We start from the raw sequence: 11,542 nt of genomic DNA on the forward strand, positions 1-11,542 counted from the left end.
GATCAGATCCGCTGCACCTGCAGAACCAACAGAACCTCCGTGCGCTGCTTCGAGCTTGATCGACCATCGAGAAAACTCGGCAGCCACGCGTAACCGCTGCGCGCCATCGTGTTGCGGTCCTGAATCAGCCCGCCCAGCACCACGACCTCGCCATCCTTCAATCGCGTGACCGTCTGTAGCTGGCGCGTATTCTTCGTCGGCGACGAATCGACACCGGTTTTCGTCGCGACGAAATCGGAGATTTCCTCATGGACGCGCAGCTCGATCGCGTCGCGCATCACCGTCGGCTCAACGTCGAAGATCAAGCCGGCGTCCTGATACGTGATCGACTGCACCGGCGTGCCGCTCGAACCTTGGTAGCTCACGCTCGATTGCGTCGGCACCTGCTGCCCGACGTTCAGGCGCACCTTCTCACCCGACGCGATCCGGACGTGCGGCGAACTGATGACCTTGAACCGAGAGTCAGCATTGAGCGCCGATATCGCCGCATCGATACCCGGCCCCGTGAAGCGAACCGCGCTCGCATCCGACGACGTGTCGCCGCTCGAGATACGAAGCTGGCCGCCCAGCACTTTCGCCGCGATGCTCCACGCCGAATTAGTCGAATCGGTGTTCGTCACCTCATACGCCCAACCGCGCACCACCACCTCGCCGGGTGCCGTGTCCAGTTCGGGAACCACCTTGCGCAGCAAGGCGACCTCATCACGCGAGCCGACTATGACCAACTCACCGCCACGCGCCTGAACGCCACCCGCGACCGGTTGAAAGACCGGCGCACTGTTCGGCGTCGCAGCCGGTGCGCCCGGCACCTGTACCGCACCAACAGCATCACCGGCAACCGGGCCGATCGATACCGGCGGCAACATAGAACGCGCACCAATCAACGGCTCAACCAGCTCGCGTAACTCGCTCGCCTTTCGGAATCGCGGCTTGTACACGTACACATCGCGATCCGCTTTCGCGAGCACAGCGCCCGGCTTCTTCATCACGTAATCGACGCCGTTTTTGAGGACCACCTGAAAGCCGAGCGAATCGAGGAAATCCACCATCACTTCGCGCACGTCGCGGCTCTGATCGTCCAGGCGGAATGACACAAGGCGAGTGTCGGTCAGCACATCAGGACCGAGCACATACGGCGTGCGCATCGCATCCTGATAGATCAGGTCGACCACCTGCGCCACCGTGACGAATCGCAGATCGAACGCCGTCCCGCGAACGTGCTTGAGCGGCTGTGGCGCCGGCAGGGGTGGCGCAGATGCTGCGGCGGTCAAACTCGCGTCAGCCGGCAGGGTCGGCAACGGTGGAACCGGGCCGGCCGCATGCACCCAACTATTCGACAGCATTAGTGCGCCAAGCAGCGCAACACGTCGCGTCATCGCATACCCCCGTTTTGTTCTGTTTTTCCGCCTTGTACGCCGGTCCATCCGCTCGCCGTCTTTCCGTCCACTTCGCCAACCAGACGCACGCCCTCGCCGCGAAATTCAGATGCCGGAATCGCTCGCAACCGACTATCCGCCGCCACCACCACGACATAAGGCGTCCCGAAGACCGCGTAGCGCCCCGCTACCCGCCACTCAATCGACTTGCTCATATCAGCCGGACGCGGCGCTGTCGTCGGTTGTGACGCTGCAACCGGCCCCGCCAGCGTTGCCCCCGGCGCGACGCCGAAGCCCTCATGCGTCTTGTGATAGATCTTCACAGCCAGCACGACGAACACGACCAGAGCGACCGGGATAACGAACAGCGCTTTCGGAACGACCGCCTGCTTCTTCGTATGCACCTCTGCGCTGGTGTAGAGCTTGAACACCTCACGCGGATACGCCCACTGACGCTTTACGGCGTCTTTCAGGCTACTAGGGTTGTGGCAATGGTCCCACTCGTACAGCATCGCGCGCTTAAGGCCGAACAGGTTGCGCACATGGACGTGTCGGCCAACGAGATCACGAACCGTCTTGCTGATGCGCTGCGGATGCTGCGTGATGATGATGAAATCCACGCCCTTATGCCGATGGACGTGCAGTTGCTCGACATCCGGTGTCGGTTTCTGACTCGCTGTCGTCGGCGGATAAATGCGTTGCGCCTCATCGATGACGATCAGGTCGTGGGCCTGCGCGTTCACATGCCACTGCCGCAACCACGGTTCGTCAATCTCGACGTGCTCCACGGCAAGATCGCGAATACCATCCACCAGCACGCGACGCCCCTTTGCCAGCTTAGTCAGGAGCCACACCGCATACAACGTCTTGCCGCTACCCGGCACCCCTGTAATCAGCGTGATCATTTGCTGAACACCATTTTCGTTGTAGACGTGAGCAGGTAGAAAGACACGCGAGCCGACAAGCCGCCGAGTACATACGCGATACCGTCGCCGACGCCGCCGAGCGCCAGCACGTTCGCGATATCAGCGGCCAATCCGCCAACGCTCGCGGTCATCCACTGAATGACCTGATTTAGCGCCAAATCGATACCGGTCACGGTCAAGAAGCCGATGCCGAGCGCCACCAATACGCGCGTAACGATCGGACCGACCAGCGATACAAGCAAGGTCGCCCAGCTCATGCCATTAGCCCCATAACGAAGATCAAACCCGCGCCGAGCGCTGACAACATGAGCACCAGAGGCCGAAGTCGCACTGCAAAATCGCAGATCGGTTGATAGCTAAACGAAAGATGTGCGTCGAACACGACGACTTCATACGGCTGCGGGCAAACACCGCTGTTCAGGCCGATTGAGATTGGCGACAACGACACACTTTGCGAATCGCGCTTCACGCCCACATCATTCGCACTACCGAGCGGTGCGCAACCAGACGCGTCAGGATGCAAGACGCACAAATCAGGCGACGGTTGCGGCTTGCCGCCGTCTCCCGGATTCGTGCCAGTACCCGGATTCGTGCCAGTACCCGGATTCGTGCCAGTACCCGGATTCGTGCCAGTACCCGGATTCGTGCCAGTACCGGGATTCGTGCCGGTGCCGGGATTCGTGCCGGTACCCGGATTCGTGCCAGTACCCGGATTCGTGCCGGTGCCGGGATTCGTGCCGGTGCCGGGATTCGTGCCGGTGCCGGGATTCGTGCCGGTGCCGGGATTCGTACCGGTGCCGGGGCTCGTGCCAGCACCGGGATTACCGTTCGGCACCGGAAGGCGCATCGATCCACCGCCCGCGCCGGGGCTCACGGACGAGAACTCGCCCACGTTCGGAACCCACCCGGGATTCTGCCGGTTCCAGTCGCTCACGTCGTCCGCGCTAATCGGATAGGCCGGATCGTATGGCACGCCCTGATAGCCGGGCTGAGAGCTTGCCTGCTTCCATAGCTCGTTAGCGAGCGCCGCAACAATCTTCGGATTGATTGGCTTTGACCGCTCCGCATCCGGGAGCGACTTCAATGCGTCCGCTACAGGTTGCGGGCGCCCTTGTTCACGGTAGTTTGCCTCACGCGGGCATGACCGATACATGTCGCTTAGGTAAGCGGTAACTTCAGTGCCATGGTCAATGAAGGTTCGAGGAAACGAATCCGCACTAAACCACATATGATCATTGTAATAACCATCACGAGCCCCGTTTCGATCGGGATCCGGCCAGCAAGGGGCCCCACGCACGTTACCCGTACAAGCGTAGTAAAACGTAACAGTGCCAGTCGTCGGGCAAGGTTCGTTGTCTGTCGCCTGAGCCACCTCCTCAATCGTGAGCGACGGTTTGCTCGGAAAGAGCCAGCGAATCAAGCCACCGAGCGCAATTTGTACGGACGAGCCAACAACAGCACCGATCGCCGAGCATACGGCAACACCCAGCCATCCGGTGCCCAACGCGCAAGCGGCTGTCGTCACGCCACCCGCCATCGTCCCGCCTACGCCGGTGATCGTGTTCATATGCTTAACCGTCGCCTCAGCTACTGCGCCCAGGACGTCATAACCCCGCTTCGCTTCAGTCGCGGCAATCACGCCCGACAACTGCACCGAAGAACGCGATTCCGTTTCAACCACAACGCGATCAAGCGGCGTAGTCGCTTCAGTAGCTTCGACGATGCGATCGAGCGGCCCCGCTGGCTTTGCTGTTGTCCCGGGCTCCATCACGACATTTCCGCGCGTGTCAAAGCGGACAAGCGCCTTAGGTGCCGGTGCCGGACCAGCCGCATTCGCCGCCGCTATCGAAGCGAACAGCAAAGCCACGATGAGAAGGTGCGTAAGTCTCATGACAGCAAAAGCACTCCGGCCGTGTAGATGGTCCCGACGACGACAACAAACTCAATGCAGTACCAAAGCATGGTCAACTCTCCGACGCCGATTCAAGAAAGCGGCGCAGTGCGCGCAGGCCGGCCGCGATCGCCAACACCAAAAGCACTGCGCTACCCACTGTCATACCTGCCTCGACGCCACCCGTGACAGGTACATCGCCAGTCGCTCCATCGTTGACTAGCGTGAGGTGAGCGACCTGCTGCACGCCGGCCGAGCCATCCGACAACGTGCACGGAACTTGAGCGCCAGACGCCGCAGCAGCGGAGGCAGCGCCACACACCACGACGTCGATACCCTGCGCCATACCCCCTCCAATGAAAAAGCCCCCGGCGCGCTAAGGCATTCCGGGGGCCTGTCGTGCCGCTCGATCAGCGACCGATGAAGCTTCGCACCGTGCGGTAACCGAACGTCACCGCCGCCAGCGCGAGCACCGCAGCGCCGACGAGACCGATGCTCGGGCCGATGCCCTTGATCGCCTCGACGACCGGCCCCACGTCCATCGTCGGCATACCCCCGTCCGCCGCAAATGCGCCCGCGCTCGCGACCGCCGTACCTGCTGCTGCAATCAGTTTCTTCATGCTCTTTCTCTCTCAGGTTCTGGCCCGGGTGTAGTGGGTCGTTCGGGCGGGCCAGCTCCGAACGACCAATCGCCCAAGACGGGCTATGCGGTGGCGTTCGCCGCCGGTTTCGCGGTCGGTCGGCCGAACGGAACGAGCGAGACGATGCGCGGCTCCAATTTGCCTTCCATCGACTGTTGCAGCGCGAACTCCGCGAGATACTCGCCAGCCGGGGAGTCTTTCAGCGCGCTCGGCAGGTTGATCGTGCCGACGAGGATTTGCTTGCCATCGCTACTCTCTTGCTCCAATACACATTGCGCCGTGTGGATTTCCCACGGCTGGTTGGTGCGCTTCGAGATACCGCTACGCGCGATCACTTGCAGAATCGTCAACTTTTGCTTTGCCATCGTCGTTCCTTGGTTTAGGACTGCTATTCACGTTAAACGGAGTCGCTTGGACTCCGCATACATGCGCGACGAACGCGCTATTCGAAAAAGGTGGACGCTAAGTCAGCCGTCCACAAAACACCGCACTATCCGAGAGTGGGATGACGGCGCGGTGTACTACACGGGAAACGGGTTGCGAGGCTGGGAGACTTCCACCGGGACCAGCGTGCAGAGGTCCGGCTTACGGCCTGCCCGACGCAGAGCAGCGCGGGCTTTTTCGCGAGCACCCTCCACACCCCGGGCGCTCACATTGAAGACGGCAACGCGGTTGTGGCCGCACTGCGTGTAGGCATGAACTTGGTATTTTGGCACCACCTACCCCCCGTTTGGTTCTGATCTGGCCCCATCAGCGCGGGGTTTACCTTTCCCAGCACCCTGCTAGACTGCTGAAAAATCCCGGCTGAGATAATCTCACGTGGGATATTAATCACATGTGAGATATTTGACAAGGACTTTCAGATGAAAAGCGCCAAATACTTGGATGCCGTTATGGAGCTACACGGCTTAAAGAACGACCGAAAGCTGGCGGAATACCTTGGAATCGCACAAAACACGGTCAGCAATTACCGGACCGGCAAGCGGATTATGGACAACGAGACATGCCTACGCGTTGCCGAGGCGTTGAATATGGATAACCCCCTGCCCGTCATCATGGCGGCCGACATGGATCGGGCAGAGAAAGCCGGTGCGCATTCGGTATGGGAGCGCTTTCTCCCGAAGCTGGCAGGCATGACACTCACTGCCGCCCTGTTCACTGGTGTCACAAATTTTGTGACACCTACTCCCGCAAACGCCGCACCGTCAATAAAAATGGGGCCAGATATTTTACTTTCCGTGAATTATCACCAATTCGGGTTGTAGTAGCTTTTTAGAAATGTCGTGTTCGGGGGTGCGGCTAGAATCTTGGACTGGTTTATGCCGCGAGTCCGAGGCTCTCCCGGTATTCGAGCGGACTCAGTGAGCCAAGCGAGATCTTAATCCGCTTTGCGTTATACCAGCGGATGTAAGAGTCGACTACCTCGATGAACTGCTCGATGCTTGTAGCCTGCCAGTCCCGAGGATAGAACAGCTCCGTTTTCAGCCGGCCGAAGAAACCTTCGCATGCCGCATTGTCGGGCGAGCAACCTTTGCGCGACATCGAGCGAATCAGCCTGGCATCGCGCATCCGTGAGAGCCACCCGGGCCAGCGATAGTGCGCACCGCGATCGGAGTGGACCACTGGCCGGTGTTTGCTCTCGGCTACTGTCTCGATCGCTGCATCGAGCATGGTATTCACAAGCTCGGCATCCGGACGCGTGCCGATCGACCAACTGACAACGAGCCCATCGAAGCAGTCGATCACAGGCGATAGGTACACCTTGCCGGCTGGAATCTGGAATTCCGTAATGTCGGTGAGCCACTTTTTATTCGGCGCTGCCGCCCGGAAATCACGATTGACGAGGTTCTCTGGCGCGGGGCCTATTTCTCCTTGATAGGAGCCGTAGCGACGCCGGCGGGCACTGCCAGCGGCCAAGCCTTCTTGCCTCATCAAACGTCGCACGACTTTCTCCGATATGAAGACCTGCCGCTTACCGAGTGCCGCGCGTATCCGGCGATAGCCGTAGCAACGGTAATTGAGTTCGAAGATGTCTGTGATGACGACGCACGCCAGCATACTTGTCAGCGACAAGCAGTCGTGCGCGATGGTAAAAGTAGGAACTGCGAGCAAGACCCAATACGGCGAGCAGTTCTGGCGAATGCATAGATTTGTCTGAGGGCATCAACCAGCGTCGTCTTCTCCCGATTGCTCAGGAGCCGCGGGTCGATGCCCAGGCCTTTTTTTAACAGTTCATTGGCCTTCTTCAGGATGTCGTGTTCGAGTTGCAGCTGCCGTATGTCGCGTCGAAGCGATTCCAGCTGCTGCTCCAGTTCTGCCCGCTCAGGGGCCGATGCCAGATTCTTATGGCGTTTCATGGATGCCGGAGCCTCACGACCTAGTAACTTATTTTTCCAGTTGTATAGCGTCGGCCTGCTCACGCCTATCTTTTCCGCGATCACGCGTGCACCTCCGTTTCTGGTGCACAGCTCAATGACCGCTGACTGCTTCAACTCTGGGGACGACTGCACATTCGGAGCATTGCTGACAAGACGTTTCCGAATATCGGGGCGCAGTTCGTGGACCCACGCGGCCAGCACTGCGCGACACGGATATCCCAGTGCTCTCGTGGTCCCGGCAAAATTGCAGCCATGACTCAAATAATGCTCGACCGCGATCTGCTTCTGTTCGGCGGAGTATCGTGGCCTGGAGCGGCGATAGCCCGCCGGCAAATCGCCAACCTCAATGAACGCACGGTACCATCGTGCCAAGTTCTTGCGCGAAGGATATCCCAGCTCGCGAATAGTTGCCGCTGCGCTCCTACCGTACTTGATGTAGAGCCGAACCGCTCGAACGCGGTCTTCGTACGAGTACATGAACTACCTCCAGGTAGTCCAAGTTTTCGTCCGCACCTCGTTCTGGCCATTTAGAAATGTCGTGTTTTGACCTCGGTATGCTTGCCGGTTCCTTGCGGGACCACGGAGCCGGCCATGTATCCAGGTGCACTGGTGACACTGAACATGCGAGAACTCGACCGTCTGAAGGTAATCCAGGCCGTGGTGGACATGGGACTCAAGCCCGGACGCGCGGCCGAACGCCTAGGCGTGACCGTGCGTCAGCTCCAGCGTCTGGTGGATCGTTACCGCGAGTCTGGCGCCGCCGGACTGGCTTCGCGCAAACGTGGGCGTCCAGGTAATCGGCGGCTGGATGAGGATCTGGCTCGGCGGGCGCTGACGATCATCCGTGACCGCTATGCCGATTTCGGCCCGACGCTGGCCTGCGAGAAGCTGTATGAGTGCCACGGCATCCGGCTGGCGAAGGAAACGGTCAGACGGCTGATGACGGACGCCGGGCTGTGGGTGCCGCGCCGGCAGCGGCCGCCGAAGGTCTACCAGCCACGGGCACGACGCGCGTGCCTGGGCGAACTGATCCAGATTGACGGTAGCGACCATCGCTGGTTCGAGGATCGGGCGCCGGCCTGCACGCTGCTGGTATACGTGGACGATGCGACGAGCCGGTTGATGATGCTGCATTTCACGGCGACCGAGTCGACCTTCAGCTACTTCGAGGCGACGCGCGCGTATCTGGAGCGTCACGGCAAGCCGATGGCGTTGTACAGCGACAAGTACAGCGTGTTTCGCAACGTCAACCCGGGCAAGACTGGCAATCGGGTGACGCATTTCGGCCGCGCGATGTACGAGCTGAACATCGACACGTTTTGCGCAAACAGCAGCCCGGCCAAGGGGCGGGTCGAGCGTGCGCACCTGACGCTGCAGGACCGACTGGTCAAGGAACTGCGGCTGCGCGGGATTAGCACGGTGGCCGAGGCGAACGCCTATGCACCCTCCTTCATGGCGGCCTACAACGCACGCTTCGCGAAGCCACCAAAGAGCAGTTTCGACGCGCACTGGCCGCTGCGGGACGACGAGGATCTCGACACGCTGCTGATCTGGCGCGAGACCCGCCGTGTGACGAAGTCGCTGACGGTGCAGTATGACCGGGCATACCGCATGAACATCTGTATCGTGCGCTTGACCAGGCTCCCCGCCAATCGAACGATCCGCAGTTCACCAACTGTTCACCAGGTTCGTCACATTGACCGTGCCGATGCCGGTCGCGAAGTTCCAGCCGACACCGGCGCCAAAGGCTTTCCGGTAGCTGTTGCTCGTTGTCGAGAGCACGCCGCTGACGCCGCCCGCGCGATAGCAGTTGATCGAACCCGTGCAGTTCACGTCCATGTCACCCTGCGTGACGTTATAGAAAATGCAGCTGCTGCCGACATTCCTGCCGTTGCTCGAATTACAGCTGCTGCCGCCAGCCCCGAATTCCGTCTTGGCGAGCCGGTAGAAAACCGGATTCGGGTTCCCTTGACTGGCGTTCATCTTCTCGTTGACGAGCGCCTGAAATCCCGCCCAGATCGGCGAGGCAAATGATGTCCCGCCCGCCCCCGCCCAGCCGCTCGGCTCGCCGGTGCAGGCTACGCCGCCATCAGCGGTGTCGGAGTCGCAGAACACGTAGTAGTGCCCCCAGGCGCCGTCGGCGGCGAATAGTGAAACATCGGGAAGATCGCGCACCAGGTCGGGCGGATTGCCGACGAGCGACATCTGCCACGATGGCTTGGCGTAGCCCTTGCACGTGCCGCCGACGACGCCCTGCTGGTGCGCGACTCCCGTGGCGCAGCCGCTTGGTCCTCCGCTGCCGCTCGCCGTGGTCTGATAAAACAGCACGCCGTACAAGCTGTTGCAAAAGCCCCCGCGTCCGTATGTCGTCGTGTAGCCGTTTGCTGCGGCGAGCAGCGTGCTCGCGCAGGAATCGTTCCATGGAATTTCGTTGACGTAAGACAGCGCCGAGCCGTACGTCGAGCTGTTGGACGAACTCCAATAGTTCGAGTTCGTCCCTGCGTAGGTGTCGCCGAAGTCGGTGCCGCCGACAGCGACGTTGTAGGGTGTCGACGCAAGGCCGTTGACGCCGATGCCGTGCGTGGCGCTCGTGACATTCGGATCGCAGCCGGCTGCCCCTTCGTCGCCGGCCGCCACGAACACGGAAACGCCCTGGCTGGCCGCCTGCTGGTACGCGGCATTGTAGGCCGCGTTGGCTGCCGCGCCATTTTGCGCCTCGCATTCGCTGTAGCTGATGCTGACGATAGCCGGCGCGCTCCCGCTGTTGAGCAGGTTCTGAAGTGCTATCAGCCCACCGAACGTGGTGCTGGTGTCCTGGCACGACGCGACCACGATGGCTGCGCCCGGGGCAGCCGCGCTAGCCCATTCGGCATCGAGTTCGGCTTCCATCTCGTTGCCGGCGACGACACCGGGGTCGGCGCAATTGCCGGGGTGGACCTGCGACAACGAGCCTGTCGCATAGCCGGACAAGCCGAAGGTCGAACGGAATGCGGTCCAGTCCGCAACGCTGTACATGTTCGTATTTTCGATGACGCCGATCGTCTGCCCCTTGCCGGTTATGCCGGCCGCGAACAGCGGCTGCAGAGTGTAGATGGTCGCCAGATCGGCCGGGACGACTGCGTTGTACGTCGCGAACAACGACGGGATCGTATAAGCCCGCCTTGGCTTGAAGTTCGCGTGAGGGGTGAAGTCATGCAAGGACACGACGCCGCGCACGATACCGGCGAGCGCCTGCGGAACGCGCGGATTGCTCATGTTCGCGATGTGGGCAATGCCGTTGATATTGAGCTTGTGGATCTCGGTCTGAAACGTGCTGCGAACCTGCTCGGCCGTTCCCGAGAAATCAATCACCATCGCGCTCTTTTGCACGTTGTTGACGGTAAAGCCATGCCGGCGCAGCCAATCCGCGACCACCGACACGTCCTCTTTGGCGGGACCGAACTCGGCCCCAAACTGTTCCGGGGCGAGCCAGTGATGGAAATTGGGTGAATTCGGATCGTAGAGCTGATCGATGAAGCGGTCGAGCGCGGCTTCGGTTTCCGCGGGACGATTGAGGAGCAACTGCATGTGTTCCAGAACCAGGTTGTCGTCAACCCTGCCTCGATCGTTGCCGGCGGTTGCCTCCTGACGAATATTGCCGGGCAATTCCACGGTCTGGCGTTCGTCGATGACCTGGGTGACGAGTCGCGAAGGCAAAACCGTCCTTGCCTGCGGCAAGCCAGGAACGATGACGAGCAGAATGCCGAGAAGCGGTATCAGGATTTCCGATTTCAGTTTCTTGAGCATGATCCTCTCCGGGACGCCGACTTCCCCTCGTGTGCCTTCGTCGCTGGATGCGCCAGCCACACTGCTGCGTAAAAAACCAGGGCGTCGCGCGCAGCGCAAAGGAGCCTGCGTCGAGCGCAACGCTGCTGGCAACGGGTGCTTTGCCGAAGCCAGGCGGGTTGGGACACGTCGAGTTCCCGCGCCGTCTGCGCGAGCACGCATCGTTCATGCCATGCACCGATAACCAAATGATTTGATTGCGGTTTTCCATTTCCCCGGCACACAAGGCCGAGAAAAAACACGGAAGCTGTTTCAGTTTCGAAACAAACCATCGGTGCCGGGAATCAATCTTTCGGATGCGCGAGCGGGATCAGAACTTCGCACTCGTTCGCCCCAAAATGCGGCCTGCCATCGCCGGGAGCAGAACACATGCCGGCCTGCAGAAAATGGCAATGGCGTCTACGCCGGCTTTGATAAAAATTATCAAGGCGGTTTTCAGTCGTCCGGCCCCCGGTTAATTTAGAATGCCGGGCGTTGCTCCGCTCTTGCGAATCGAATTCGCTTC

Annotated in this window: 9 protein-coding genes and 2 pseudogenes; 2 read left to right on the forward strand and 9 right to left on the reverse strand. The window is 60.6% G+C overall.

Annotated features, from left to right (window positions below):
* Positions 1-2: 2 nt before the first annotated feature.
* The 7 genes from ACFIMZ_RS26865 to ACFIMZ_RS26895 all read right to left on the reverse strand — a co-directional run bounded on the left by ACFIMZ_RS26865 (position 3) and on the right by ACFIMZ_RS26895 (position 5,199).
* Entirely contained in the window at positions 3-1,376 is a 1,374-nt protein-coding gene (locus ACFIMZ_RS26865) for a type II secretion system protein GspD (RefSeq protein WP_431825303.1), read from the reverse strand.
* Positions 1,373-2,281 (reverse strand): zonular occludens toxin domain-containing protein, encoded by a 909-nt coding sequence (locus ACFIMZ_RS26870; RefSeq protein WP_431825304.1) that lies wholly within the window; start codon positions 2,279-2,281, stop codon positions 1,373-1,375. Before ACFIMZ_RS26870 ends, ACFIMZ_RS26865 begins: the two co-directional genes overlap by 4 nt.
* Positions 2,278-2,559, reverse strand: coding sequence for a DUF2523 domain-containing protein (locus ACFIMZ_RS26875; RefSeq protein WP_045600462.1), 282 nt, complete (start codon positions 2,557-2,559; stop codon positions 2,278-2,280). Before ACFIMZ_RS26875 ends, ACFIMZ_RS26870 begins: the two co-directional genes overlap by 4 nt.
* Entirely contained in the window at positions 2,556-4,193 is a 1,638-nt protein-coding gene (locus ACFIMZ_RS26880; RefSeq protein WP_431825305.1) for a virulence factor TspB C-terminal domain-related protein, read from the reverse strand. The genes ACFIMZ_RS26875 and ACFIMZ_RS26880 overlap by 4 nt, the downstream gene beginning before the upstream one ends.
* 73 nt (positions 4,194-4,266) lie before the next feature.
* Positions 4,267-4,539, reverse strand: coding sequence for a hypothetical protein (locus ACFIMZ_RS26885; protein WP_431825306.1), 273 nt, complete (start codon positions 4,537-4,539; stop codon positions 4,267-4,269).
* 64 nt (positions 4,540-4,603) lie between these two features.
* On the reverse strand, positions 4,604-4,813 hold the full coding sequence (locus ACFIMZ_RS26890; RefSeq protein WP_431825307.1) for a major capsid protein: 210 nt from the start codon (positions 4,811-4,813) through the stop codon (positions 4,604-4,606).
* An 83-nt stretch (positions 4,814-4,896) separates the two neighbouring features.
* Entirely contained in the window at positions 4,897-5,199 is a 303-nt protein-coding gene (locus ACFIMZ_RS26895) for a cellulose synthase (RefSeq protein ID WP_431825308.1), read from the reverse strand.
* 498 nt (positions 5,200-5,697) lie between these two features.
* On the opposite strand from ACFIMZ_RS26895, the gene ACFIMZ_RS26900 reads away from it, so the two are divergent.
* Complete coding sequence (locus ACFIMZ_RS26900; protein WP_431825309.1) at positions 5,698-6,099, forward strand: helix-turn-helix domain-containing protein; 402 nt, start codon at positions 5,698-5,700, stop codon at positions 6,097-6,099.
* A 52-nt stretch (positions 6,100-6,151) separates the two neighbouring features.
* On the opposite strand, the pseudogene ACFIMZ_RS26905 reads toward ACFIMZ_RS26900, so the two are convergent.
* Positions 6,152-7,689 (reverse strand): annotated as a pseudogene (locus ACFIMZ_RS26905) (IS3 family transposase).
* Between the two features lie 114 nt (positions 7,690-7,803).
* Here ACFIMZ_RS26905 and ACFIMZ_RS26910 point away from each other — a divergent pair.
* Positions 7,804-8,814 (forward strand): annotated as a pseudogene (locus ACFIMZ_RS26910) (ISNCY family transposase); the annotation flags it as partial.
* Positions 8,815-8,880: 66 nt separating this feature from the next.
* On the opposite strand, the gene ACFIMZ_RS26915 reads toward ACFIMZ_RS26910, so the two are convergent.
* On the reverse strand, positions 8,881-10,998 hold the full coding sequence (locus ACFIMZ_RS26915; RefSeq protein WP_431825310.1) for a S53 family peptidase: 2,118 nt from the start codon (positions 10,996-10,998) through the stop codon (positions 8,881-8,883).
* Positions 10,999-11,542 lie beyond the last annotated feature (544 nt).

The sequence above is a fragment of the Burkholderia sp. F1 genome (assembly GCF_050813845.1).
In the GTDB taxonomy this organism is placed as follows: Bacteria; Pseudomonadota; Gammaproteobacteria; order Burkholderiales; family Burkholderiaceae; genus Burkholderia; species Burkholderia ubonensis.

Coding starts and splice junctions, on each gene's coding strand:
- ACFIMZ_RS26875 (WP_045600462.1), bottom strand. CDS start 2,559: ATGAGCTGGGCGACCTTGCTTGTATCGCTGGTCGGTCCGATCGTTACG.
- ACFIMZ_RS26915 (WP_431825310.1), bottom strand. CDS start 10,998: ATGCTCAAGAAACTGAAATCGGAAATCCTGATACCGCTTCTCGGCATT.
- ACFIMZ_RS26865 (WP_431825303.1), bottom strand. CDS start 1,376: ATGACGCGACGTGTTGCGCTGCTTGGCGCACTAATGCTGTCGAATAGT.
- ACFIMZ_RS26870 (WP_431825304.1), bottom strand. CDS start 2,281: ATGATCACGCTGATTACAGGGGTGCCGGGTAGCGGCAAGACGTTGTAT.
- ACFIMZ_RS26900 (WP_431825309.1), top strand. CDS start 5,698: ATGAAAAGCGCCAAATACTTGGATGCCGTTATGGAGCTACACGGCTTA.
- ACFIMZ_RS26880 (WP_431825305.1), bottom strand. CDS start 4,193: ATGAGACTTACGCACCTTCTCATCGTGGCTTTGCTGTTCGCTTCGATA.
- ACFIMZ_RS26890 (WP_431825307.1), bottom strand. CDS start 4,813: ATGAAGAAACTGATTGCAGCAGCAGGTACGGCGGTCGCGAGCGCGGGC.
- ACFIMZ_RS26885 (WP_431825306.1), bottom strand. CDS start 4,539: ATGGCGCAGGGTATCGACGTCGTGGTGTGTGGCGCTGCCTCCGCTGCT.
- ACFIMZ_RS26895 (WP_431825308.1), bottom strand. CDS start 5,199: ATGGCAAAGCAAAAGTTGACGATTCTGCAAGTGATCGCGCGTAGCGGT.